The 25,224-nt window shown below is 37.9% G+C and carries 19 protein-coding genes and 1 tRNA gene; 9 read left to right on the top strand and 11 right to left on the bottom strand.

Translation table 11 applies throughout. The annotated features are described in order from the left end of the window. The first annotated feature begins 55 nt into the window (after positions 1 to 55). Positions 56 to 778, top strand: a complete 723-nt coding sequence (gene bshB1, locus MWU78_RS07595; RefSeq protein WP_246996571.1) for a bacillithiol biosynthesis deacetylase BshB1 — start codon at positions 56 to 58, stop codon at positions 776 to 778. Here the strand turns inward: bshB1 and MWU78_RS07590 are convergent. Further along, positions 775 to 2,859 carry a tetratricopeptide repeat-containing sensor histidine kinase gene (locus MWU78_RS07590; protein WP_246996569.1) on the bottom strand — a complete coding sequence of 695 codons (2,085 nt, stop codon included), beginning with the start codon at positions 2,857 to 2,859 and terminating at the stop codon, positions 775 to 777. The two genes, bshB1 and MWU78_RS07590, sit on opposite strands and share 4 nt — an antisense overlap. Positions 2,860 to 3,096: 237 nt before the next feature. Between MWU78_RS07590 and MWU78_RS07585 the strand changes: the two genes are divergently transcribed. Continuing rightward, positions 3,097 to 3,172: transfer RNA gene (locus tag MWU78_RS07585), tRNA-His, on the top strand. A gap of 225 nt (positions 3,173 to 3,397) precedes the next feature. Then, positions 3,398 to 3,994: a hypothetical protein gene (locus MWU78_RS07580; protein WP_246996567.1), complete on the top strand. Its 597-nt coding sequence runs from the start codon at positions 3,398 to 3,400 to the stop codon at positions 3,992 to 3,994. Between the two features lie 19 nt (positions 3,995 to 4,013). Here the strand turns inward: MWU78_RS07580 and recG are convergent, their stop codons facing one another. From recG to MWU78_RS07545, 7 genes are all read right to left on the bottom strand, one after another. Further along, positions 4,014 to 6,113 carry an ATP-dependent DNA helicase RecG gene (recG, locus tag MWU78_RS07575; protein ID WP_246996565.1) on the bottom strand — a complete coding sequence of 700 codons (2,100 nt, stop codon included), beginning with the start codon at positions 6,111 to 6,113 and terminating at the stop codon, positions 4,014 to 4,016. Between the two features lie 214 nt (positions 6,114 to 6,327). Then, on the bottom strand, positions 6,328 to 8,892 hold the full coding sequence (locus MWU78_RS07570; RefSeq protein WP_246996563.1) for a CHAT domain-containing tetratricopeptide repeat protein: 2,565 nt from the start codon (positions 8,890 to 8,892) through the stop codon (positions 6,328 to 6,330). After that, positions 8,893 to 10,845: a PKD domain-containing protein gene (locus tag MWU78_RS07565; RefSeq protein ID WP_246996561.1), complete on the bottom strand. Its 1,953-nt coding sequence runs from the start codon at positions 10,843 to 10,845 to the stop codon at positions 8,893 to 8,895. Between the two features lie 170 nt (positions 10,846 to 11,015). Further along, positions 11,016 to 11,315, bottom strand: a complete 300-nt coding sequence (locus MWU78_RS07560; protein ID WP_246996559.1) for a hypothetical protein — start codon at positions 11,313 to 11,315, stop codon at positions 11,016 to 11,018. 57 nt (positions 11,316 to 11,372) lie between these two features. Next, entirely contained in the window at positions 11,373 to 12,038 is a 666-nt protein-coding gene (locus tag MWU78_RS07555; protein WP_246996557.1) for a hypothetical protein, read from the bottom strand. A 114-nt stretch (positions 12,039 to 12,152) separates the two neighbouring features. Beyond that, a complete protein-coding gene (locus MWU78_RS07550; protein WP_246996555.1) occupies positions 12,153 to 12,719 on the bottom strand; it encodes a hypothetical protein in 567 nt (188 codons plus the stop codon). Positions 12,720 to 12,885: 166 nt separating this feature from the next. Further along, positions 12,886 to 13,905, bottom strand: a complete 1,020-nt coding sequence (locus MWU78_RS07545; RefSeq protein WP_246996553.1) for a hypothetical protein — start codon at positions 13,903 to 13,905, stop codon at positions 12,886 to 12,888. Positions 13,906 to 14,240: 335 nt separating this feature from the next. On the opposite strand from MWU78_RS07545, the gene MWU78_RS07540 reads away from it, so the two are divergent. Genes MWU78_RS07540 through MWU78_RS07520 form a run of 5 tightly spaced genes read left to right on the top strand, consistent with a single transcriptional unit; the run spans position 14,241 to position 19,491 of the window. Then, positions 14,241 to 14,822 (top strand): sigma-70 family RNA polymerase sigma factor, encoded by a 582-nt coding sequence (locus tag MWU78_RS07540; protein ID WP_246996551.1) that lies wholly within the window; start codon positions 14,241 to 14,243, stop codon positions 14,820 to 14,822. A gap of 4 nt (positions 14,823 to 14,826) precedes the next feature. Next, positions 14,827 to 15,552, top strand: coding sequence for a hypothetical protein (locus MWU78_RS07535; RefSeq protein WP_246996550.1), 726 nt, complete (start codon positions 14,827 to 14,829; stop codon positions 15,550 to 15,552). 56 nt (positions 15,553 to 15,608) lie between these two features. Then, the gene (locus tag MWU78_RS07530; RefSeq protein WP_246996548.1) at positions 15,609 to 17,696 is read left to right on the top strand and encodes a M1 family metallopeptidase; all 2,088 of its coding nucleotides are present in this window, start codon (positions 15,609 to 15,611) and stop codon (positions 17,694 to 17,696) included. Then, positions 17,693 to 18,604 (top strand): patatin-like phospholipase family protein, encoded by a 912-nt coding sequence (locus tag MWU78_RS07525; protein WP_246996546.1) that lies wholly within the window; start codon positions 17,693 to 17,695, stop codon positions 18,602 to 18,604. The genes MWU78_RS07530 and MWU78_RS07525 overlap by 4 nt, the downstream gene beginning before the upstream one ends. Then, a complete protein-coding gene (locus MWU78_RS07520) occupies positions 18,601 to 19,491 on the top strand; it encodes a patatin-like phospholipase family protein (RefSeq protein WP_246996544.1) in 891 nt (296 codons plus the stop codon). The genes MWU78_RS07525 and MWU78_RS07520 overlap by 4 nt, the downstream gene beginning before the upstream one ends. An 11-nt stretch (positions 19,492 to 19,502) precedes the next feature. On the opposite strand, the gene MWU78_RS07515 is transcribed toward MWU78_RS07520, so the two are convergent. The 3 genes from MWU78_RS07515 to MWU78_RS07505 form a co-directional block, all read right to left on the bottom strand. Further along, a complete protein-coding gene (locus MWU78_RS07515; protein WP_246996542.1) occupies positions 19,503 to 20,021 on the bottom strand; it encodes a hypothetical protein in 519 nt (172 codons plus the stop codon). A 154-nt stretch (positions 20,022 to 20,175) separates the two neighbouring features. After that, on the bottom strand, positions 20,176 to 20,982 hold the full coding sequence (locus tag MWU78_RS07510; RefSeq protein ID WP_246996540.1) for a hypothetical protein: 807 nt from the start codon (positions 20,980 to 20,982) through the stop codon (positions 20,176 to 20,178). Positions 20,983 to 21,331: 349 nt separating this feature from the next. After that, positions 21,332 to 22,606: an amidohydrolase gene (locus MWU78_RS07505; RefSeq protein ID WP_246996538.1), complete on the bottom strand. Its 1,275-nt coding sequence runs from the start codon at positions 22,604 to 22,606 to the stop codon at positions 21,332 to 21,334. 268 nt (positions 22,607 to 22,874) lie between these two features. Here MWU78_RS07505 and MWU78_RS07500 point away from each other — a divergent pair, with 268 nt between their 5' ends. Then, the gene (locus MWU78_RS07500; RefSeq protein WP_246996537.1) at positions 22,875 to 25,196 is read left to right on the top strand and encodes a UvrD-helicase domain-containing protein; all 2,322 of its coding nucleotides are present in this window, start codon (positions 22,875 to 22,877) and stop codon (positions 25,194 to 25,196) included. Positions 25,197 to 25,224 lie beyond the last annotated feature (28 nt).

Raw genomic sequence — 25,224 nt, 5'->3', positions numbered from 1 at the left:
AAGTTTTCCGGGAGATAATTTGAAAGCTTTCAAGAACATAGTAGACATACATTAAATGAAATTAGACATATTAGTATTTGGTGCGCATCCTGATGATGCCGAATTGGGGGCAGGGGCAACTATTGCAAAGGAAGTGGCCAATGGCAAAAAAGTAGGAATAGTAGATTTGACCCGTGGCGAATTGGGCACACGCGGTTCCGCCGAAATTAGGGATAAGGAAGCGGCAGTGGCTGCTCATATTTTAGGGGTGGTGATCCGTGAAAATATGGAATTTGCTGACGGATTTTTCTCCAACGACAAGAAGCATCAGTTGGAAATCATAAAAATGATTAGGAAGTATAGGCCTGAAACGGTATTGTGCAACGCTATTGAAGATAGGCATATTGATCATGCCAAAGGTAGCAAACTGGTAAGTGATGCTTGTTTTTTAAGCGGACTTATTAAAATAGATACTAAGATTGACGGAGAAGAACTATGGCAAGATGCTTGGAGACCAAAATTCGTTTATCATTATATACAATGGAAAAATATTGAACCTGATTTTGTGGTGGATGTCACGGAATTCATAGACACAAAGGTTAAAGCCATTATGGCCTATAGTTCTCAATTTTACGACCCGAAAAGTAAGGAGCCGGAAACACCCATCAGTAGTAAAAACTTTGTTGATAGTGTTGTTTATAGATCACGGGACTTGGGTAGGATGGTAGGTGTATCTAATGCTGAAGGTTTTACAACAGAGAGATTCGTTGCTATTAAGAGCCTTGACAGTCTTATTTAGGCCGATTTTTGAAAATGTTTTTTACCCTTGGGAACGGTAAAGTAAAACGTAGAGCCCATATTAAGTTCACTCTTTATCCAAAGGTTACCCCCGTTTTTGATGACCATTTCACTACAAAGGGACAGACCTAGACCTGTTCCTTTTTCATTGTTGGTACCATAAGTGGTAATATTGGAATTTTTTAAAAGTATTTGATCCTGAACGGACTCGTCTATACCAATACCGGTATCCTTCACAAAAACCTCTAAAAATTCATGCCTATCTACATAGCCAATTGTAATATGCCCGTTGTTGGGAGTAAATTTCAGGGCATTGCTCAAAAGATTTCTAATAACAATATCGATTTGATTTTCATCGGACCAAATTATCGCCTTATTTACTATTAAATTGTCCATTGTAATCATTTTGGTAAAAGCCAATTCACTGAGTAGATTAATATTGTTCTCAACTAGAGAGTTTAGGTCTACATTGGTAGGGTCTGTGGTGGCTTCCCGCATTTGCGATTGTCCCCAAGTAAGAAGGTTGTTCAAGGTAAAGGAAATACTGTTTACATCGTTCTTTAATTTGGGAATAAACTCCTTGAATTCCGATTCTTTTATATCTCCACTGTTAAGTAATTTCAATAAGCCTTCCAAAGCTCCAATAGGACCACGAAGATCATGTGCAATTATGGAAAAAAGTTTGTTTTTAGTGTTATTGGTCTCCCATAACTCAGCCTCTCTTTGTTCTAGATCCTGTTTTTGACTTTCGAGTTCCTTATTCAGCTTTTTTAAGATTTTTTGTCCCCTAATAACTAAAAAGGCTATTGCCCCCATAATTATAACAAATAATATTGCTACATAAATGTAGAGGCGCTGTTTGGCCAAGGCTTTTTCATTTTTTATTACCAATGCTTCTTGCTGATTCTTATGGCTGATTTCTGTTTTCAACATCGTCATACTCATCTTGTTCTCATCCCTGGACAAGGTATCCGATATATGTCTAAAAATTTCGTGATATTTTAGGGCCGCAGCGTAATTCTCCTGGTTCTTATATACTTTATAAAGTGTATTTGAACATTTTTTAATACCCTCCATTGATTTTATCGTGGAGGAAATTTCAAAGGCCATTAATGCATAATTGTGTGAAATACTGTCTTTTTCCAGTCCAAAATGGGCTTCTGCCATGCCATTGTACAGGTCAATTATTCCACGGTCGTCCTGTAGGTTTTCATGAAGTGCACTACTTTTATCATACCAGTATAAGGCCCTTGTATATTGCTTCTGTTTTAAATACACTTTACCCTTTACTTCATAGGCGAAGGCAAGCCAATCCCAAGACTCACTTTTTTCAAAAATATTAATACTCCGGTTAAGTTTAAACAAGGCATTTTGAAAGTCTCCTGTTTCTGCATAAATGGAGGCTACATTGCTCATGGTTTGGGCAGAGTTTATATCATCCCCCATTAGATTATTAATTTTTTCCACCTTATTGTAAAAATAAAGGGCTTGTTCATAATCTTTTTGAGTAGCATATAAATCGGCTACATTTTCATATAGGATCGACTCCATTTTCCTATTGTCATGGGCCTGAGCAAGTTTTATATTATCCAAATAGCCCAACAAAGCGGTAGAATAATTACCACTATAGACGTTTTCATTGGCCAATTCATTGCCAATTCTAATGGTTAAATTATAATTATTATCCTTTTTGGCATTGACCAAGGCCATTTCATAATTATCTATTGCAATGGTGTGTTCACCTATATCCGAATAGTAGGTTCCAAGGTTGAATAAGGCACCACCAACTCCTTTGGAATATTCTATGTTACTACTTAATTTTTGTGCTTCGCTGGAAAGCAATAAGAGACTATCAGGATTTAAGAATCTTAGTTTAGCCCCAAGATCGATCAATAATCCAATGTAAATGGTATCCTTATTAATCTGTTTCTTCTGACTGCGTAAAGTAGTTATTTTTTGTCTCAATTCCCCAGTAGAGGTTTCCTGGGCAGAGTTGACTCCGCAAAGGAAAAGGAGAATCCAGAACACGGTTAATTTTACTTTAATCTCGCGTGAACTTATATTTAATGCTTTAAAAGACATTTATCCTAATTTATCTGGTGATAAAAATATCTTTCAAATAAAAAATAAGCTAATAAATGTTGTGAAAACGCCAATTATTGTGTGTTTTATCCCATTTACCGTGTATTTTGTCGATAAAAGGGGTATAGGTAAAAGCTATAATTCTACAATTGAGCATTTTACATTTTGTTATAAAATAAGCTGAAATTTATTTTGTACGATAGAACTAAAGATTTATCTTTGCCACCGTTTACAAATGGTGGTTGTAGCTCAGCTGGTTAGAGCATCGGTTTGTGGTACCGAGGGTCGCCGGTTCGAACCCGGTCTTCCACCCAAAAACAATACCCTGTCAGAAATGATAGGGTTTTTTTGTGCTTTTAATCCAATGTAGTGTGGTATTTAGGGATCAAGTGGAATATCTGGTTTTTTGGAATCAATCTCAAAAGTTGGAGTTTAAATATATGGGTCTCCAAAACACCTCTGATTTATTATATTTACGAAATAAACATTTATGATTAATTGTTGTAAATGATTAGTTATGGATAATTGAATAATTTTTATGTCCTATAGATTAGTATTACTTTTTTTAGTTCTAACCACTTGGCTATACTCACAGGAGAATAGGATAGATTGGTCTCCTGGTCATACATTTATAATTGAAGATTTTCAGGGGTCAAAAACGGTAATTAGTGAGGATATTGATAAGGTGTTTGTTCAATCTGGTGTTATGCTGGACTTTGCCTTTCAAATGTCCAATATAGAATTCATGTTCACGAAGAACTTCAACTCCAAAGTGAGTTGTACCTTTCAAAAGGATGCAGCAGTAATTATGGCAGCAGATAGTTTAGAGGCAGAAAGATTGATTGCTCTTGTTAAATTTGACTTTGATCTCTCTGAGCTCTATGCTAGAAAGATTAGAAAGGAACTATTTGAAAACAAAAAAACCTTTTCCGATGCTACCTTTTTCCAACCCTATTTTGATAAAATGGTTACTGAACGAAATAAAATTAGTTCAAGGGTCTATTTAGAAACGAATTTTGGAAAGAAAGAAGCAGTATTAAGTAAGGAACATGAAGCCGTTAAAAGTGAACTTCTTGCACTTTCTGATTTCTGCAAGGAGTGCAAGCCTCCAAAAAACCGTAATACATCCAATTAACCAATCACGACAACGGTGTTTAACTAATATAGTTCCAAATATTTTTATATTTCACCAATTGTGTATAGGCATTCAGTATTATAGGATGCTTCTGCAAGCTAATATCTTCTTTTAAAATTTTAAGGGCATGAAATCTAGCCGTTTTTAGAATATCGTTGTCTTTAATAATATCCGCGATCTTTAGGTTAAGAACACCACTTTGTTGGGTTCCCATTAAATCGCCAGGTCCCCTAAGCTTTAAATCCACTTCGGCAATTTGAAATCCATCATTGGTACCCACCATGGTTTCCAATCTAGTTTTTGAATCAGAAGACAACTTATGTCCTGTCATTAGAATACAAAAACTTTGATCGGCTCCACGACCTACACGGCCCCTTAATTGGTGGAGCTGCGATAACCCAAACCGCTCTGCGCTTTCAATGATCATAACGGAAGCATTGGGAACATTAACACCAACCTCTATTACTGTTGTGGCTACCATAATATGTGTTTCCCCCTTAACAAATCGCTCCATTTCATAGTCTTTGTCAGCAGGTTTCATTTTGCCATGTACTATGGAAATTTGAAATTCGGGCATAGGAAAATCTCTTGCTATACTCTCGTAACCGTCCATTAGGTCTTTATAATCCAGAGCTTCCGATTCCTGGATTAAAGGATAGACCACGTAGACCTGCCGTCCTTTTTTGATTTCATCCCTTATAAATTGAAATACTTTTAAGCGGTTGGAATCATATCTGTGGACGGTTTTTATGGGTTTTCTGCCGGGGGGGAGTTCATCAATGGTGGAAATGTCCAGATCTCCGTATAGACTCATGGCCAAAGTCCTTGGAATAGGGGTGGCGGTCATTACCAAAATGTGGGGAGGAATGTCGTTCTTATGCCATAACTTGGCGCGCTGTGCTACACCAAATCTATGTTGCTCATCCACAATGGCCAAGCCTAAATTTTTATACGCCACCTTATCCTCCAACAGGGCATGGGTACCTATTAAAATATTGAGCTCTCCATTTTCCAATTGCTCATGGATTATCTTGCGGGCCGATTTTTTTACGGATCCAGTAAGTAGGGCCAGGTTGACCCCAATATCTCCGAGCAAGTCCTTTATACCCATAAAGTGTTGGTTGGCCAATATTTCCGTTGGGGCCATTAAACATGCCTGGTAACCATTATCTATGGCCAATAGCATTGTCATTAAAGCCACAATGGTTTTACCAGAACCCACATCTCCCTGAAGTAATCTATTCATTTGGGCATTACTCCCCAAATCGGCCCTAATCTCCTTAATTACCCTTTTCTGGGCATTGGTAAGTTCAAATGGCAGGTGATGCTCATAAAATGTTTTGAAAAGCGTTCCAACCTGATCAAAATTATACCCTTTTATTTTTTGCTTATGTAACAAATTCTTGGATATGAGCTGCAATTGTATGTAAAACAATTCCTCAAACTTAAGTCGAAACTGTGCCTTGGCCAACAGCTCTTGATTTCTTGGAAAATGAATATTAAAAAGTGCTTCACTTTTAGAGACAAGCTTCAACTCACTTATTAGGCCAGGGGATAAGGTTTCCGCGAACCTGCCCTTGGTTTCTATGAATAACTGCTGAAGAAGTTTGTTGGTTACCCTATTGGTAATGCCCTTGTTGGCCAGTTTTTCAGTTGAAGGGTAAACTGGTTGCATACTTATTTTCAGACCTTTTTCATGTTCTACCAATAGTTCCATTTCTGGATGGGGCATGGAATAGGTACCATTGAACCAATTAACTTTTCCGAAAATAACATAGGGCGTGTTTAGTTTCAGATTTTCCCTGATCCATTTTTGACCACGAAACCAAACAAGTTCCATTTCGCCCGTATCATCCATAAATTTGGCTACCAACCGCTTTCCTCTTTTTTGTTCAACCGTTTTAATGTTTACAATCTTCCCGATGATCTGGACATCCGAACTGGTTCTTTGTAGCTGGTTAATTTTATAATATTGTGTTTTATCTATATAGCGATTGGGGAATAGATTTATTAGGTCCTGGTAAGTTTGTATACCTAGCTCCGACTGTAAGGTTTCTGCACGGTTGGGACCAACGCCTTTTAGGTATGCAATAGGCGTCTGTAGTACATTGGAATTCATCGGGATACATTTGATTTTTATTGGAAGTACTATAAATAACTATTGTTAGTTAATTATGGACGACTAAATCTGATGTTGTTTTTTTCAATAGACTAAAATAAGGGTTCCTTAATACAACTGCAAGTGTGTGATTATTATTATCAACCTCTTTAGAAAAGGAGAAGAATGAAGTCATCTACTTCCTTCAAATAGGAGTATCAGAAAAAATTTTATTCTATTTCTTTCTATTGCTCAGTAGAAATATCAAAAACCCCAGAAACAGAATTAGACCACCCCACCACCATAAAGAGTTATTGGATTTTTCAGATGAAGCAATGGCTCCGTAATATGCGAAACCATTCCAATAGTACGGCGATTTTTTAGTATTTGTAACAGTAATGTCCTTTAGGTAAGACAGCTTTGCTATATGATTGGATTCGAATACAGACCCTGTTTCTTTAAATGATTCATAAAATCGGGACATTACCGAGGCGGTACTTTGGTCGTTTACTTTCCATATTGAAAATAGCACAGATGATGCACCAGCATACTGAAAACCACGGGCGATGCTGATGGCACCTTCTCCTTTTTGGAGTTTTCCAATCCCCGTTTCACATGCACTTAATATAATCGTCTTGCCGTACATATCCAAACTATGCAGTTCAGGCAGGTACAGCAAATCATCATAAAATTGTACGTGGGCAGGAACTACAAAATTGCCACTGGCAGCATGGGTAGATAAATGAATCAGGACATGCTTTTTTGCCTTCTCTATAAAATTGGTTTTGGTGGCCTGAGACTCTAGAATCAATTCTGCAGACATATTATCCTGAAGGGCTTTTGCCTCATCTTCAGAATATGATAATTCGTCAGAACTTCCTTTGAAAATGGGAAAAATTCCTAAAATGGATTTTATTTTTGAGTTATTTTCTGAATCCAGATAACGCTTCGCATTAACGGCATATGCTACTTTTTGGGATACCGCTAAAAAAGGCATTTTGGAAAACGACATCCCATTTGTAGGTTCGGTCAATAGCGATTCAAAGGGAAGAAAATTAAGGAGGCCGTCGGGAATTAGCACCAGATGCTTTTTATATAGACCTTTCTTTAATTGTAAAACCTCGAACATCCTATGAGCTATTTTTGTAAAATTCAATACATCATTATTAATGGCCTCCGGACCATCAAAAAGATGGACAAATTCTAAAATTAGAGGGGTCAATTCCTCGGTATCGGGAAGGCGAAGCATTTGTATGCCGGAATCATTAATTATGAATTGATAGTTTCTTCTTGTACCCAAGAAATAGGATTGTAGTACTGCATCATCAGTTTTTAACCTCTGTTGCAGATCGGTTAGATTTATTTCTGGTCGAAGCGGATTAGGCAAATTGGACTGAGAAATCTTTATCTGTCGGGCTACGTCTGCCAATTCTGAACTGAAAGTTTCCAGTACTTGGTCATCCAAGTTTTTGAATTGTGCACGTAGCAATTGGTCGGTTAGCTTATCCCGTTTTCTTAAGAGTTTTTTTAACTCAAAAGTATTCTCATAGGAATTTTCATCATTTTCCTTATTCAATATATTTCTTTCCATTAATACCGAAGCCTTGCCTTGTTCAGCATATGTAAAGGCTCTTTGGGCCCAAACCTGTTCATTGGTATCGGAATAGCGCTTCCACAATAGATCGATGCATTTTTCCGTGCGATGTTTCACTACTGCCCGGTGTATCATTTTAGTTTCTTGGGATATATATTCCTGTTGCAGCAAATTAGTCACATAATTGGCTAGGTCATATGCACCTAATGCATCCACCAAAGACGTTGTAGTTGAGGCATAGACATCAAAAATTCGCAGAAAATTTCGATCGGGATATAATATTGATTTGTCGGGCAATGCATTTCCGGAATGGGAGGGAAGTAGAACTGACATAGCGTTTTGCAATATGTTTTGTGCCTCAGGTATGTTTCCAATTTCCAGCAGTAATTCGGCCTCTTCTACCTGTAAGTTTACCCATTCACGAGAAGATGCATTTTCATTGGTTAAAAGTGCTGTTTTTGCTTTTTCAAAGTAATCCAAGGCTATTTCAACTTGGCCTTCCTTAAGTGCTATAAATGCGAGACTTTTATAGGCATTAACATGATTTAATCCAGTTGAGACCATTATTTCGGATAGCAGCTGTTTTGCTTTTTCAAAGTCTCCAATTCGAAAGTAAGCAGTGGCAAGGTTATTTTTCAAAGCTGCACCAGTATGCAATGGAATATCTTTTTTCTTCAATGTTTCTTTTATCAAAATGTACGATATTTCATATCTGGAAGTAGAATTATAAAGGGCGGATAACGATAATACTGTATTGAACAATAGGGAATTATTTGCGGTGTTTTTCGCATGGGCAGCACATTTCCTTAGTAGTTCTTCCGCTAATAAATAATCACCCTGTCTAGTATATAAAGCAGCCAATGGAACTACTGCATTTTCAAAAATATCGTAATCTGACAAATGGTTGGACTCGAAACGCTGATAGGCATCTTCATAATTTTCCATGCTTTTGGCCAAGTCACCATTTTTTTCCAAATAATAGCCAAGATTACATCGTACAATGACCAAGGTAAGTTGTTCATTTCGTGCGTTGACCGTTGAACTGAAGGTATGTGCGGAATTTTCAAGTCGCTGGATATTTTCAACTGTTGGCCTGGCGACAAGACTGTCCAACATCTTGTAAAGTTCATCCGCAGAAAGTTGGGCGGAACTCCAGAAGGGGAGTGCCCAGAAAACCAATACGATTATTTTATTCAGGTTATTCAATTATAATCGCCATAAAGCATAGAGTTGCCAATAGCTAAAATCGGTTTTATTGTTCAATATATAGCGCGCACCGAAACTTGGGCCTAGGCGGGAAAAGCCTGCGGTGACATCGAATAAAATACCCGTTCCCAAGTTGGTAAAGGATTCCTTCGTTGAATTTGAATCGGTATTGGAATCAATTAGAAACTGATCCGTATCGCCTTCGTAATTTTCAACAGTTACGCTATTATTGGCCCTAGTGCTCACATTTATATTTGCCTGAATACCCGTACCAATACCGATGTAATTATTGAGATTATATCGAAGCAAAATAGGTACCTCCCAATTTACATTTTTTTCTTCTGTCGTTTTTATTGTTCGCTGTAACCCTTTTCCTCCGTTTCTAGGGTCGTCTACAATTTGGTCCACGCTGCTAGCATTTGTACTTGTGTTGAAACTATTACTGAATTCCGCCTGTCCATACAAGCGATATGGCTTGTAGGGAGAAACCACAGCACTCAGAAAATAGCTCTTTGCATTTTCAATATTCGGATAATAATTGTACCCAGCTTTTACCCCTATGGAAATCCCAGGAGTAAAACGTGTTGTGGCGTAGTTGGTAATGATGGGTTCGTTTTTATCAAAAATGATTGCCGTACGGCTCTTGGTCTTCTTCTTATGGAAGTCCTTTGCAAAACGGATACTATAGTTTACATAACCTTTGGTGGAATCCTTTTCCTGAACATTTTTCTGTTCTGTTCCTGGGAGGTAGATATTCTTAAAGGTAAAAATGGCCTTATTTTTTAGAAAGGTGGTATCCAAACAGCTGTAACGCACCGGTTCTTTAGGGCAAATAGGACAAGCGGGATATTGGTCCTCCAATTTTAGGGTAGACATATCCAGCATTTCAGGAATATCCGTTTCCAGACGAATCGTCCGTGCCGGCCCTTCACCGTTATTCTGGAATTTGATCTTATATTTCAATGTCTTAAAACGTACCAAACGATAGTTCATCAATACACCATTGGAAGACATTTTATTGGGGTCGTGGGAAGTCACGATTTCCATTTCCATATCTTTCACGGTATGGTCACTGTAATTATTATCTGGTACATAAATACCTCGAACGGAAATAATAGCACTGGTATCTTTTATCATCTCAGGTGCTGTGCGCATGGTTAAAAAGATATTTCGCTCTTCACCCGGTTGCATGTTGTCAAATGAAATCGATTTTTGGGAGCGATAAGCTAATTTGGCTTCATCCATACTTAGCGGTAGGTTGGTTTTTTTTGTGGAATCTTGTGGCTTAGTATTATAAGAAATCAGTTCATTTTCAATGGATGCCAAGAATGTTTGGGTAGGATTACTATTCGTATTATTGACAATTATATCCGTAGGAATCAAACTTTCACCATGATGCATCCTAATTTGTGGTTCTAAAAAGTTATCATTCTTGAATGCCATTTCGTTATAGAATAGATGAATATTACCTGAGGAAGTATAGTTGTTGGTGTTCTTGTAGCTGACTATCATAACCATTTCTTCGTTGATCATCGGCTCGCGATTACGTTTAAGCACGAAATCGTCGGTCATACTGGCTACATCGTCCGCTGTATTTGTTATTTCGTTAATTACGACTTTTTTGGGTCGAGTCGCAGGCGGTTTTCCAGTGTCGTAATTGTTGGTAGCCCAAAGTTTTGCCTCATAGCTTCCAGTGTTTTTGTAGGTGTGTTTAGGGTCTTTCTCTGTGCTATAGGTCCCATCCCCAAATTCCCAATAATAACTGTAAAAGGCCTTTGGCGCTCCTGCTATTTGTTGTAGTGGCGGGGTATCCGAAAGAAAGGATACCTCATTGCCATTGGCATCATAACCAATATTGGCATAACGCATGACCGTATCGTTGACAATCAGCTCTTGAGCCTGGATAGCAAATCCGAATAAGGTCAGGACAATTAATGTAAGTTGTTTTTGCATTTTAGCGAAATTGGGTTTACGATTAAAACTCCCTAGTAGCTAACGTTTTGAGTGGCTCTTTGGTATAAGTAAAAATTCTTTTGAAGGTTTTAACAATCAAAGACTGGTTGCCGGTATTCCAGCCACCAGTCCTGAAGTTAAATTCAAATATAAATAAGATAGACCTTATATTATGGAAGATCGTTTATTAGGGCCCTTAGTTGGGCATCTGATGCCGTAGCAGTATCCGATAAATTAAAGCTTATTGTTCCGTCGGCTATAATAGTTACTGCCTTAATAGCATATAACCAATTTCCGTTGTCTTCACTTACAAAGATGACATGAGCCTCCAAACCGATTGGTATTTGACCATAATGCTCGGTAAACAATTCAAGATCTTCATCATATTTGTCCAAAAATGCAAGGGCATTTGGTTCGCCATCGTAGGAGATATAGACAGCACTATTTTCATCGTTAAATCCTTCTGGCACGTCAACTAAAAGGCCTGTTTTTGGTCTAGGGTCACCAGCAAAGCGGTCAACATTGGTCTATCCGAATTCTTGGAAGAAGGTATAATAGGCGTCACCTTGGGCAATTCCTTTACCAATTTCGATACCTGGCATATTTCCTTCATCATCACGAATTTCATCCCAAATAATGTCGTCACATCCAACAGTATTATCACAATCTTCTCCTATTGTTCCCTTCCATAATGACATTGCGTTATCAGCACCTCCTGTTAAATCAACCGGAATAATTACTTGCATATTACAGCCTAAGACCAACTGATCACCACCTTGTGTGGCATTGATATAAAATTCGCCACCAGAAATCATAATCGCTTTCCCCCCGTCATTCATTCTGCCCATGGTGGTTTTGTTGGTCAACAACATATTTCCTCTATCATAAAGTTCTACGATGTATACAGCTACCTCCCCAGTAACAGCGTTCCCGTTTTTTGTTAAACAAGCACCATTAATGCTGATCTGAGTTCCATTTTCAGTTGTGAAAACTCCCGTTTCTGAGGCATCAAACTGAAAATTCTGGGTTAATTCCGCCAAAGCATCCGATTTCAGGCCTGCAAATGCCTGAGGTGTGGCCGCTTGGAACGGTATTCCTTGTTCGTCGGTTTGATCGCCTTCTTCCCTTGAACAACTGGCCAATGTTATAACTGCCATTGCCACTATTCCGAATAATTTTCTAGAATTTTTCATAATTGATTGTTTTAATATTTGTTTATTTAATGTTTTACACCCTTATATCAACAGAGCAATAGTTTTGTTACCTCTGTTTTATATTTTTTTTTCAAAAACCAGTTTTTTAAAAGTTTATTTAAAGATTATATCAATATATGGGACACCAAAGTCGATGGCCGGTCCACCGTTTTGATGAAAATTTGAACCTGTAATGGTCATTATACCATTGGTGTAAGGAAAGCTCATGGTGTTTGTTGTTGCCAATCGTCCAATAGTATTACCGATATTGGCTCCCCAGTTGGTTTGAATTCGCTTTACGGTATATGAAATTCCCGCTTGTAAATTGATAGCTACCGTAGGTGTTACATATGAAGTACCAGTAGCAGTGAAGGTGTGGGACCCTGTGTAAATGGTATTTGCTGTAGTATTGTCCACAATTTCTATAACATAAGGTGTCGCGGCTATGCCAGTCTGACTTTGGTACCCAATTTCGCATACTTCCTTGGTTGTAGATAGCATAAATGTATATTCGTGTATTTCGGTGTCGTACGTCACATTGTCTGTATGCCCGGCACTGATCATATTTTGATAAAGTGTTTGGAATTCTGAAGTGGAATTATCACAAAACACTGTGGGGTCACCATCGTCTGGAGTACAGGAAACAATTCCGAGAATTAATATTATCATCAATTTTTTCATAATGGGTTATTTTAAAATTTCTATTGTTTATTGATTTACATTCTTATATCAAGAGGATCTTATTTTTGTTACCCTGTTTTTTAATTTTATTCAAGTATCTTTTTGAATCCTACTAATAGAGGGATGGGCTTCAAAGGTGCCCTCCTTCCATGATAACTACCTAATACTATGGCAAAGCGTTTATCATTGAGATTAGCTGGCTCTCAGTTGTGGTGGCCAATTCGCTTTCTGTGATAACAATAGTGCCATCGGCTACAATTGTAATAGGGTTGATAGCATATAACCAACTACCGTTTTCTTCACTTACAAAGATGACATGGCATTCAAGACCAATAGGAATAATTCCGGTATGCTCTGAAAATAAACCGGTCTCAGGATCATAAGCGTCCAAGTTGGCAAGAGAGCCTGCTTCACCATTATAGGATAGGTACAGCGCACAGTTTTCATTATTAAAACCTTCCGGTACTTCTGCCAATAAGTTGGTTTTTGGTCTAGGGTCACTCCAAAAACGGTCAACGTTGGTCCATCCAAAGTTGTTAAAGAAGGCCATATAAGATGATTGTCCTGCTGCACCTTCACCAATGTCTAAACCTTGGTTCTGTCCATCGCGTTTTTGCTCAACCCAAGTAACATCATCACATCCGGTTTCAATTTCACATTCCATTCCTATAATACCGTCCCATAAAGTCATATCGGTATCGTCGCCACCGGTAAGTGCAGTTGGAACGATTACCTGCATAGGACAAATAAGTTGTAAAACTTGCCCATTCTGTGTAGCTTCAATAAAGAATTCCCCACCTGTTACCAGCAAGGCTTTGCCACCGGTAGCGGTCAGGCCCATAGTAGTTTTATTGGTGGCGAGCATTGTTCCTCTATCAAATAGTTCTATTACTTCTATATCAACCATCCCTGCTACCGAATTGCCATTGTTGGCCAAACAGGATTTATTCACGGTTATCTCTACACCATTTTGGGTAGTGAAAGTCCCTGAACCATCAACATCGATTTGAAAGGTTTGTTTTAGATTTTCAATGGCGGAAGCCTTTAAATTTGTAAATTCTTGGGGAGTAGCCCTCTCGACTATGTTGTCTCCAAAGTCGCTATCTCCATTTGTTTCTTTTTGGCAACTTGTTAGCATGGCCGTCGTCATTAAAAAAAGTCCTAAAATTTGTATTGCATTTTTCATGATTTTTATTTTTAATTGAAAAGGATTTATTTGTTCGTTCTCCCTTATATCAAAACCTCTTGAATTTTGTTACCCTATTATTTTTAAAATTTTAATTTTTTTAGGTTTTAAGGGATACGGATTGTTCTTTTAATAAGCACCAGTTGTTTACTTGCTGCTATTGCCAATTGTTTTCTTGAATAACTTGGGTCATTAACTTAAAATAGGACGCCTAGAAATCATGAAAGAAGAGTTTTCACGATATCAAGAGCCTTAGTGGAGTTGATATTCATAGACTAGATTGTTTTGTAAAAAAGAACTTATAGTTTTCTTACTTTAGGGAAAATTTTTAGTGAATGGCAGAATCAAATGTCCATCCGGATCAGAAGTATATAGAAGGTTTATTAATGAACAGTCCTTTGGTGATAAAAAGCATCTATGACCGTTTTGTCCCAAAAGTGGTCGGATATATAAAAAAAAATAGCGGTAATGAAGATGCCGCCAAAGATGTTGTACAAGAGGTATTGGTTGCCATTTACAATCAGGCCAAACATAAAGGATTGCGATTGAGCTGTCCGTTCGACGCCTATTTTTTCTTGCTGTGTAAACGGCGCTGGCTGAACGAAATCAAAAAAAGTTCTTTAAAAGAGGTAACAATAAACGAAGAGGTTTTATCTATTAATGACGATGCAGTGCACCTAGCTGATGATTTTGAGATTGAACAACAAAAGAAATTGGTGTTCGATCGCATGTTTCAAAAATTAGGAGACGCCTGCAAAGACCTTTTAAAAACTACTTTCGAAATAAAATCTATGGAGGAAGTAGCTCAAAAATTAGGAGTTACTTATGCCTATGCACGAAAAAAGAAATCATTGTGTATTGGCGAATTGACTCGGATGGTGCAGGAATCGTCGGAATATAAAAACCTAAAAGCCTAATATCATGAACGAACTGGATTTAGAATTTTACGAAGCATATCTCGACGGGACCCTTGACTCTAAGGCCCGAAAGGACTTCGAGGCCCGTATAGTCAATGATGAATCTTTTAAGGCATCTTTTGAAGCTTATAAGGAAACTTCCACCTACTTATCTGAGAAATTTAGTGACTTAGAGGATCTTACAGCTCTTGAACAAAGCCTTAAAACATTTGGGAACCAGCATTTTAACAAGAAAGCGCAAACAAGCTTCAAGACTGAAATTTGGAAGTATGCAGCTGCAATTTTACTTTTGATTTCCATTGGTGGTTATTTTCTAATGAATAATAATCAGCCACGGTATAATGATTTTGCTGCCCAGCCCAATATTTCTTTGGTTCAGAGAGGTGATGGAGATCCTTTGGCCAAGAAGGCCGAGAATGCCTTTAACAGCAAGTCTTTTTACGAGGCTACAGATTATTTGAGCGAACTATTGCGTAATGATTCCAAGAATCAGGAATTGTTGTTGTACCGAGGAATTGCCCAAGTAGAAACCGGAGACTATGGGAATGCCTATAAAGACTTGGACGAAGTTGCCTCTGGCACCTCTGTTTATATAAATGAAGCGCTGTGGTATAAGGCATTGGGACTTTTAAAACAGAAAAAATATGATGCATGTATGCTAGTTTTGGTTGAAATTCCACCAACTGCCGATGAATACAATAAGGCACAGGATTTGCTTGATAAATTATAGAACATATTCACTAATTAAATTGAACATGACAATACCAAGGGCATTATATTTGTAGCATGAAGTATCCCCTTTTCGTTTTTCTTTCTCTGATAACTGTCATGCTTTCTGCCCAGCATCAGGACAAGGTAGATTTCCTTCGAGCTAAGGTCGATATAAGTATTGATCCAAAGCTAGAAACCATTACCGGAACTGTAACCTACGAATTAAAGGCCCTACAAAAAGTGGATTCGGTTTTTTTGGATGCTCAAAATCTACAATTAATAGAGACTCGGCTCAACAATAAAAAGGTTAAGACCACCAATAGCGGTAAAAGTATTATCGTTCATAAAACATTTAAAGCCAATAGATCTTATTCCCTGGAAATAAAATACGTTGCAAATCCCAAACAAACTGTTTATTTTTTGGGGTGGTCCGATGATATATCGGGTAATGAGCAGATCTGGACCCAAGGCCAGGGCAAATATACAAGTCACTGGCTTCCTAGTTTTGATGATATGACCGAAAAGGTAGAATTTGATTTGAACCTTACCTTTGATAAGAACTATGAGGTAATTGCGAATGGCGACCTAATAGGGACCAAAGACCTGGATGGATTAAAAAAATGGAGTTTTAATATGGTTAAACCTATGAGCAGTTATTTACTTGCTTTTTCAATAGGTGACTACCATAAAAAACAGATTTTGTCCAATAGGGGAGTACCCATAGACCTATATCATTACCCTAGTGATAGCTCTTTGGTAGAACCCACTTACAGATTTACCAAAGAGATATTTGACTTCTTGGAAAAGGAAATTGGGGTTGACTATCCTTGGCAAAATTATAAGGAGATTCCTGTCCGCGATTTTCTTTATGCGGGTATGGAAAATACCGGTACTACAATTTTTTCGGACACCTATGTAATGGATTCCATTGCCTTTAAGGATAGAAATTATGTGAATGTAAATGCACATGAAATGGCACACCAGTGGTTTGGTGATTTGGTGACCGAAGTTGATGGCTCCAGTCATTGGCTCCATGAAGGTTTTGCCACCTATTACGCCCTTTTGGCCGAGAAAGAACTATTTGGTAAAGAATATTATTATTGGAAATTATACGAATCGGCAATCCAATTACAGGAATTGACCAATAAAGGCAAGGGAGAAGCCCTTATTGATCCAAAAGCCAGTAGCCTTACTTTTTATGAAAAGGGAGCATGGGCATTGCATATGTTGAGAGAACAATTGGGGGAGGAAAATTTTAGAAAGGGAATCCAGCAATATTTAAAAAAGTATGGATATAAAAATGCAACTGTGGATGACTTTATTAATGAAATGGAGTTGGTTAGTAATACTGATTTGAGTGCGTTCCGGAATCGATGGTTAGTGAATAAGGAATTTCCTTTTGGCGAGGCCAAAACAAGCTTGGTTCGTGAATCGGAGGATTTAAAGAATTTCTTTGGTCTGCAAAGGGAAGTAATGACAAGTAGTATTGACAACGAATCCATAATAAAAAGGTATTGGGGAAGCACAAAATCCGATCAATTAAAATCTCAAATCATCAAAACCTATTTCAAATCCCTGTCCGAAGATTTTTTAATTGAAGCCCTAGGGAGCAATAATGTTATGGTCCGTCAAGCCATAGCAATTTCAGTAGGACAAATCCCCTTGAACCTGAAATCAGAATTTGAATCCCTTTTGGAAGATGAAAGTTATATTACCAAAGAGACAATGCTGTACAAGCTATGGATAAATTATCCGAGCGATAGGGCCAATTATTTGGACAGTACCAAAAGCATAATAGGCTATTCAAATAGGAACATTCGATTATTGTGGCTTACCTTGGCTTTGCTCACCAAAGATTATGAACCAAATAACACCAATGATTATTACGTGGAACTTAGTGGATATACTTCCCCAGTGTACACTTATGAAGTGCGGCAGGTAGCATTTCAGTTTTTGGAGGAATTGATCGGTTTTTTAGATAAGAATTTGTTGGATTTAATAAATGGAACCCAGCACCATACATGGCAATTTAGAAAGTATTCACGCACATTATTGGACCAGCTTTTGGAAAAAAAGGAATACCGGGAACGCATTGACAGATTGAAAGTGAAATTAAATGAGAGGGAATTGCGTTATATTAGCAACAAACTGATTTCGGAATGAGAGCTTTGGTTATTTCTGGTGGTGGTAGTAAAGGTGCATTTGCTGGTGGCGTAGCCCAATACTTGATGCAAGAAATGAACCACAAGTACGATTTATTCTTGGGTACTTCCACAGGTAGCCTTTTAATATCCCATCTTGCACTTCAAAAAATAGAAAAAATTAGAGAGGTATATACTTCTGTAAGTCAAGATGATATTTTTAGTAATTGCCCCTTTGTGATAAAAAAGAAATATGGAATAGACACCATTGGGATCCATCATGTAAATGTGATGAAAAATTTTTTCAAGGGGAGTAAGACCTTTGGGGAAAGTCATAAACTATTGGCATTGATCAGAAATACCATTTCCATAGAGGAATTTGAACATTTGAAAATGGGACCCTTGGATATTGTAGTAACCGTGTCCAATTTATCTTTAAACCAGGTTGAATATAAATCCATTAAAAATTGCACCTATGAGGAGTTTTGTGAATGGATCTGGGTATCCTGCAATTACACCCCATTTATGACCTTGGTCAAGAAAAATGGATGTGAATATGCAGATGGGGGACTTGGTAGCATGGTACCCATTGAGGAAGCCATTAGAAGAGGAGCTAGGGTTGTAGACGCCATAATATTGCAAACCGAGGTTACACAATTAAACAGAATGCCTTCCAAAAATGTGTTTTCATTACTTACAAGTATGTTCGCTTTTATGCTGGATAGAATAGAGCAACAAAATATCAGGATAGGAAAATATGTGGCCAACCACAATAATGCTATCATCAATTTCTACTACACACCTACCGTTCTCACCACCAACTCCCTTATATTTGAAAGGGAAAAAATGACCGTTTGGTGGGAAAGTGGATTTAATTTTGCCAAACATAAAAATTCGGAAACCAACCAAATAGAAACTGCAATTCTATGAAAGCACTGGTAATAAGTGGGGGCGGTAGCAAGGGTGCCTTTGCTGGTGGAGTGGCCCAATACCTTATGGAAGTTGAAAAACGGGAATATGATATATTGGTTGGCACCTCTACAGGTAGTCTTTTAATTCCACAACTGGCCTTAAATAATATTGGCAAGCTTTATACTATTTACACCAATGTTAATCAGCGCTCAATTTTTAGTCTTAATCCCTTTGTAGTACGAAAAAAGGGGGATCGAGAATATGTGACCATTAATTTTTTGAACACTTTTCTCCAATTTGTGAAGAGCAAACGTACTTTTGGGGAAAGTAAGGCCTTAAGGCGTACCATAAGAAAGAATTTTACGGTAAAAGAATTCCTGGATATAAAAAATGGCGGGAAAGACGTGGTGGTGACCGTTTCCAACCTTTCCAAAAACAGGATAGAATATAAATCCATAAAGGATTTTTCCTATGATGAATTCTGTGATTGGATTTGGATTTCTTGTAACTATATCCCCTTTATGTCCTTGGTTAAAAGGGACGGATTTGAATATGGCGACGGGGGCTTGGGCTGCGTAGTTCCAATTAGGGAAGCAATAAGAAGGGGAGCAACGGAGATTGATGCCATTATTTTGGAATCCGATAATATGGATCATAATAAGGTCCTCGGTAAAAATCCATTTTCCTTAATGTTGAGTATTTACGGGTTTGTCTTGGACCAAATAGAATACCACGATATTTCGGAAGGGGTATTGGCCGCAAAACATAAAGGAGTGCAATTAAACTTATATTACACCCCAATTAAACTTACGGAAAACTCCTTGATTTTTAATAAAAAACTTATGTCCCAATGGTGGCATCAGGGTTATAGATATGCAGAGGAAAAGTTTTCCAGTGTTACCTAACCAAATTTCATTTACCAAAGTTCCCCAATTTCCTTTTTAACATAGGCCAAAGCAGTTGCGGACGGTGATTGCTTTTCCATGGTTTCATTTAAAATGTCTTCACGTAGTTTATCTGCCGTATCGGACTCGCTCATACCCGCTTTCCTTATCATTTGGATAGTAGCGCTTTTTGCAGCCTTAATTATATTCCAACATTCTTCGGTCATATAGATCTGTTGGGATAAATTATGCTCAAATTCATTTTCAATACTCTTGATCAATAAATTTTCGTAATCGTTTTTGTTATTATTTTTTGGACCTACCCGTACCACTAAACTTGGAATGGCAATTCGTTCCAAAAACAAGGCTAATCTTTCATAGGCCTGAAGTCTAATGGGAAGTGTATTTTTTTGAGTGTCTTTGTGCAATAGGTACCGCCTTCTTCCTTCTTCGTTTCTGGTGTGCAATCTAAAAAAATAAAAGGCAACCACTCCGGTTACTATTGCTGGTAATAAATAGGCGAAAAGTTGAAAAATTTCCTCTCCAGTCATTTTGTATTGGTGTTTTTTGGTTTGTAGAATGTTAAACGGCTTATTCCTCTAAAAATTATGGATGGTAATAACTTTTTCACGATACATTTATCTATTGAACATTTGGGGACTAAGCAAAAAAAAGCGCTTGGTAGCGCTTTTCAGATTGTTAAGTCTATTTCATATTCTCTTTAACCAATTTATAGAACTCGTAAAATTTTGGTTGCACAATAATCTCTGTGGCCGTTTCAATGCTGTAAAGCCCTAATTCCGATTTACCGGTGGCAATGATTCGTTTGGGCTCTATTTGGTATTTACTTTCCAAAATCCTGGCTATCGCAGCAGCCTGCTGTGTGCCAATCTCCCAGTTGTTCGACTTATTATCCTTGGATTCCACTAAATTGCTGTTACTGACAATTTGAATATCCATGGTAGGATTGGCTTTTAAAACGCTTCCAATTTTTGCAATAATTGCTTCCGCCTTGTCCTGTACTTTAAAGTTCTTGGCATTTTCCCCAAATAAATAACTGTTGTCCATCACCACTGCAACGGCTCCATTACTCACTGTTATCTTGGGATCACTACCCAAAGTTTGTTTAAATTGAGTAAATACAGCTAGGGTAATAGAATCACGGCTGCTCAATTCATCATTGATCACCCTTAATTGCGCTTCCTTTTTAACTAAACTTTCAAGCGTGCTGTTAATATGATCAGATCTCTTGTTGGATGCTTCTGTAAAACTATTCAAGTTTTTTAATAGGTTGGCATTGGTTTCCTTAAGTTCATTAACCTGTGCTTCGTATGATTCCACTTTAGCAGACGCAATCCTTTCCTCCCGCCTCGATTCCGAAAGTGCCGTTTCAGCTTCCCTGAATTGAGCCCTTAGATTATCCACTTCCCGAATAAGGTCTTTTTTGCTTTGTGCCTGGGAAATGGAAATGGACATTAATAAAATTAGGGTCGTAAAAATTTTTCTTCTCATGGATAAAATTTGTTTATTTGAATGTTTGGTATTTTTGAATTAATTGATTTTCTGCAAGATTGTGAAATTTGATTTCGCGGGCAAATTTAATATTAAAATTAATTGGTCACCCTCTTATTTCCCATATATTCTTGTCCTCACAAATAAGGGCAGCTATACAAATCTTGAAGACCTAAAAATGGTACCGTCACCTTATTATAAGCGTATATGTAGAAGAGAAGGATCTGTTTAATTCACTGACATCAACATTAACCTGAATATCATCCATGGTGAATTACGGGGATGTTTGTAAAGGTGACTTTATTTTCAACTATTGTAGGATGTTATTCTGATAATCATCCTCATATGTTTACTGGTTCAGGAAGTCCAAACTCATTTCTGTGAGGGCCCTAACTCCAAGTAACATTCCACTTTCATCTATAGTGAAGTCAGGCGTATGATGAGGAAATGATTTAGTGCTTCCTGGGGTCATTCCGCCTAAAAAAAAGAAAAATCCTGGCACCTCATTTTGAAAATACGAGAAATCCTCACCTCCAGTAACTGCTTTTTGTAATTGTACATTGTCCATGCCAGCAACCCTTTTTAGGGTAGGAAGCATTTTCGCTACCAAGTTGGGGTCATTGTAAGTTATGTCCGTATTGCTTTTGATTTCAATGGTCGCCGTACCCCCGTATACTTTAGCAATTGCAGGTACCATTTCCTTCATGCGCTCTGTAATAAGTTTTTGCATGTCATAGTCCAAAGTTCGAATAGTGCCAATCATTTCAGCATTTTCAGGAATTATATTAAAACGCACCCCACTTGTAATCTTGCCCACACTAATTACCGCTGCTTCATTGGTAAGGTCAACTTCTCTGCTAATTATGGTCTGCAGCCCATCTATAATTTTGGCACTGATGAGGATAGGGTCTATACCCTTCCAAGGTTGAGATCCATGGGTTTGCTTGCCCTCAACCTGAATAACGAATCGCTGTACGGCAGCCATTAGACCCTCAGATTTATAGCGAATTACACCTACAGGGGTGGCCGAGTTTATATGTAGTCCAAAAATCGCATCCACGTCGGGGTTTTTAAGTACCCCTTCCTTGACCATTAATAGGGCACCGCCCTCCTCGCCAGGAGGAGGTCCTTCTTCGGCAGGTTGAAAAATGAACTTAACCGTTCCTTTAATTTTATCTTTATTTTTAGCGAGTATTTCTGCCACCCCCATAAGGATGGCTGTATGGGTATCATGCCCGCAGGCATGCATAACACCTGTCTCTTGCCCAAGAAATTCAGAGGTTGCTGTGGATTTAAAGGAAAGATCGTTTCTTTCTGTAACAGGTAGTGCATCAATATCCGCTCTCAAAGCAATTACCTTACCCTTTTTATTTCCTTTTAGGATACCTACGACCCCAGTTTTGGCAACTCCAGTTTGGACCTCTATCCCCAAAGATTTTAAATGTGCCGCTATTTTTTCAGCTGTTTTGAACTCCCTGTTCGATAACTCTGGATTTTGATGGAAATCTCTCCTCCAATCTATTACCTTTTGTTCAATACCTTTAAATTCTTTATCAAGATTATATTTTTGGGCAGCGGAATTTATAGACCATAAAAGTAAGGGGAGAATTAAATAATATTTCATAGTACCAAATGGGTTTTAAAATTTTATAAGCCTAGGACTATTTGTCATAACCTTAAATCAAAGTATTCAAAAATTTTGTAGTTCTGATGGCTCTCAGGAATTACTACATAAAAAACTTCTTTTCTTTAAATGAGGATTTAAGGATAAATATATTCAAAATAGAACTATTTGGAGGATCTATTCATCATAAATATTAAAGTTGATTTTTTGATAAGGCTAATTATGGTTAAATTCACCGATTGTAAGGACCCTAATATCAACACACGTTTTGGAGAAGTATATCAATGAATTAAATGAGGCTCAGAAGGCTCCTGTTTTACACAAGGATGGCCCTCTAATGGTGATTGCGGGGGCAGGTTCTGGAAAAACTAGGGTATTGACCTATCGTATTGCCTATTTGATGAGCCTAGGAGTAGATTCCTTTAATATTTTGTCTTTGACTTTTACCAATAAGGCAGCTAGGGAAATGAAGAAGCGTATTGCCGATATTGTTGGTACATCCGAAGCCAAAAATCTGTGGATGGGAACTTTTCATTCCGTTTTTGCCAAGCTTTTAAGGTTCGATGGCGATAAGTTGGGTTATCCTGCCAATTTTACTATTTATGACACCCAAGATTCACAACGTCTACTTTCTGCGATTATAAAGGAGATGGGATTGGATAAGGATATTTATAAGTATAAGCAGGTACAAAATAGAATTTCATCCTATAAGAACAGTCTAATTACCGTTAAGGCATATTATAATAATTCGGATTTGGTAGAGGCAGATGCCATGGCCAAGCGTCCCAGAATGGGTGAAATTTATCAGAACTATGTGGATAGGTGTTTTAAGGCCGGGGCAATGGATTTTGATGATTTATTGTTGAGGACCAATGAGTTGTTGACACGTTTTCCTGAAGTTTTGGCCAAATATCAGGACAGGTTTAGATATATCCTGGTAGATGAGTACCAAGATACCAACCATTCCCAGTATTTGATTGTAAAAGCGCTGTCGGACAGGTTTCAGAATATCTGTGTGGTAGGGGACGATGCCCAGAGTATATATTCCTTTAGGGGAGCAAACATTAGCAATATTCTTAACTTCCAAAAGGATTATGACAATGTAGGTATGTATCGCCTGGAACAGAATTATAGGTCCACCAGGAATATTGTGAATGCCGCAAACTCCATTATTGCCAAGAATACAAATCAATTGGAAAAAGTAGTATGGACTTCCAATGACGAAGGACCTTTGATCAAAGTCCACCGGAGTACAACGGATGCCGAAGAAGGACGGTTTGTATCTGGAACTATTTTTGAAGAGAAAATGCAAAACCAGATGCCCAATGGTAATTTCGCGGTATTGTATAGGACCAACTCCCAATCTAGGGCTATTGAGGATGCGCTAAGAAAACGTGATATACCATATCGTATTTATGGGGGACTTTCCTTCTATCAGCGAAAGGAAATAAAAGACGTTCTGTCTTATTTGAGATTGGTCATTAATCCTAAAGATGAAGAGGCGCTTAAACGTATTATAAATTTTCCTGCACGTGGTATAGGACAGAGCACTTTGGATAAGCTTACCGTTGCCGCAAATCACTACAACCGATCTATTTTTGAGGTTATGGACAACCTGGACAGAATAGATCTAAAGATAAATTCGGGTACTAAAAGAAAATTGGGCGACTTTGTAGCCATGATCAAGAGCTTTCAGATCATGAATGAAAGTGCCGATGCTTTTACTTTGGCAGAACATGTAGCCAAAAAATCGGGAGTATTGTTGGAATTCAAAAAAGATGGCACTCCGGAGGGAATTGGGAAGATGGAGAACATAGAGGAGCTGTTGAACGGAATTAAGGATTTTGTTGAAGGGCAAAAGGAATTGGCAGATGCCAAAGGGGATATAGGTGAATTTTTGGAAGATGTAGCCCTGGCAACAGACCTTGATAAGGATACAGGTGATGATGACCGAGTAGCTTTAATGACAATTCACCTGGCCAAAGGATTGGAATTTCCTTATGTATTCATTGTTGGTATGGAGGAAGATCTTTTCCCATCAGCTATGAGTATGAATACCAGAAGTGAATTGGAAGAGGAAAGGCGTTTGTTTTATGTTGCATTGACGCGGGCGGAAAAACAGGCATATTTAACATATACCCAGAATAGATATCGTTGGGGCAAGCTGGTAGATGCGGAACCCAGTAGATTTATTGAGGAAATTGATGAAAAATATGTGGAAAATCTTACCCCTATACTGAGGTCCAGATATACCCCATTAATAGATGTTGATATTTTTGGTGATGTTGATAAAACTAAATTAAGGCAGAACAAGCCTACACATGGCACACCACCAAGTGGCATAAAGCCCAATGAAAATCAATTACGGAAGTTACGCAAACTAAAACCGGAACTTAGTACCCCAGTTGGAAATACCAACTCGGTAGACCCCAATTTAACGGAGGGCTCACTAGTAAATCATACCAGATTTGGTAGGGGACAAGTAATAAAGATCGAAGGGGTCGGCAATGATAAAAAAGCCGAAATTAAATTTGACAAGGGAGACATAAAGAAACTTTTGCTCAGGTTTGCCAAGTTGGAAGTGCTCTAATAAATAGGTTAACAGTGGGCTTTTTATT

Source organism: Arenibacter sp. F26102 (assembly GCF_023015865.1).
GTDB lineage: Bacteria > Bacteroidota > Bacteroidia > Flavobacteriales > Flavobacteriaceae > Arenibacter.
This window is presented reverse-complemented; position numbering and strand designations above follow the sequence as displayed.

Excerpts from the sequence above, each read along its gene's own strand:
- bshB1 (WP_246996571.1), top strand. The coding sequence starts at position 56 with ATGAAATTAGACATATTAGTATTTGGTGCGCATCCTGATGATGCCGAA.
- MWU78_RS07590 (WP_246996569.1), bottom strand. The coding sequence starts at position 2,859 with ATGTCTTTTAAAGCATTAAATATAAGTTCACGCGAGATTAAAGTAAAA.
- MWU78_RS07580 (WP_246996567.1), top strand. The coding sequence starts at position 3,398 with ATGTCCTATAGATTAGTATTACTTTTTTTAGTTCTAACCACTTGGCTA.
- recG (WP_246996565.1), bottom strand. The coding sequence starts at position 6,113 with ATGAATTCCAATGTACTACAGACGCCTATTGCATACCTAAAAGGCGTT.
- MWU78_RS07565 (WP_246996561.1), bottom strand. The coding sequence starts at position 10,845 with ATGCAAAAACAACTTACATTAATTGTCCTGACCTTATTCGGATTTGCT.
- MWU78_RS07555 (WP_246996557.1), bottom strand. The coding sequence starts at position 12,038 with ATGAAAAATTCTAGAAAATTATTCGGAATAGTGGCAATGGCAGTTATA.
- MWU78_RS07550 (WP_246996555.1), bottom strand. The coding sequence starts at position 12,719 with ATGAAAAAATTGATGATAATATTAATTCTCGGAATTGTTTCCTGTACT.
- MWU78_RS07545 (WP_246996553.1), bottom strand. The coding sequence starts at position 13,905 with ATGAAAAATGCAATACAAATTTTAGGACTTTTTTTAATGACGACGGCC.
- MWU78_RS07540 (WP_246996551.1), top strand. The coding sequence starts at position 14,241 with ATGGCAGAATCAAATGTCCATCCGGATCAGAAGTATATAGAAGGTTTA.
- MWU78_RS07535 (WP_246996550.1), top strand. The coding sequence starts at position 14,827 with ATGAACGAACTGGATTTAGAATTTTACGAAGCATATCTCGACGGGACC.
- MWU78_RS07530 (WP_246996548.1), top strand. The coding sequence starts at position 15,609 with ATGAAGTATCCCCTTTTCGTTTTTCTTTCTCTGATAACTGTCATGCTT.
- MWU78_RS07525 (WP_246996546.1), top strand. The coding sequence starts at position 17,693 with ATGAGAGCTTTGGTTATTTCTGGTGGTGGTAGTAAAGGTGCATTTGCT.
- MWU78_RS07520 (WP_246996544.1), top strand. The coding sequence starts at position 18,601 with ATGAAAGCACTGGTAATAAGTGGGGGCGGTAGCAAGGGTGCCTTTGCT.
- MWU78_RS07515 (WP_246996542.1), bottom strand. The coding sequence starts at position 20,021 with ATGACTGGAGAGGAAATTTTTCAACTTTTCGCCTATTTATTACCAGCA.
- MWU78_RS07510 (WP_246996540.1), bottom strand. The coding sequence starts at position 20,982 with ATGAGAAGAAAAATTTTTACGACCCTAATTTTATTAATGTCCATTTCC.
- MWU78_RS07505 (WP_246996538.1), bottom strand. The coding sequence starts at position 22,606 with ATGAAATATTATTTAATTCTCCCCTTACTTTTATGGTCTATAAATTCC.